Source organism: Mesorhizobium sp. (assembly GCF_005063415.1).
Lineage (GTDB): Bacteria > Pseudomonadota > Alphaproteobacteria > Rhizobiales > Rhizobiaceae > Mesorhizobium.
In genome coordinates this window covers 1,056-1,267 of the sequence record NZ_SUEG01000335.1, presented here as the reverse complement: position 1 = coordinate 1,267, position 212 = coordinate 1,056, and the positions used below count along the sequence as shown (strand labels likewise).

At 63.2% G+C, this 212-nt stretch carries 1 pseudogene; it reads right to left on the bottom strand.

The annotated features are described in order from the left end of the window. Positions 1 to 212, bottom strand: a pseudogene (locus tag E5W70_RS32430) (hydrolase); the annotation flags it as partial.

Below are 212 nucleotides of genomic sequence, written 5' to 3'. Positions count from 1 at the left end.
GCTCCAGCCGATGGCATCGACCGCGCGGGCGAGTGCGGTGCCAAGCAGCCTGTGCGCTTCGGCATCGATATGAAACCCATCCGCTTCGCTGCAGGACACCACCGAGCCGGCATCGAAAAAGTGCAGTTCGAGCGAGTCCGCCAGAACCTCGAACTCGAGCGCCAGCAGGCGCGATTTCGCCGGCGCTCCGGCAAAGATGGATTTCCATTCCT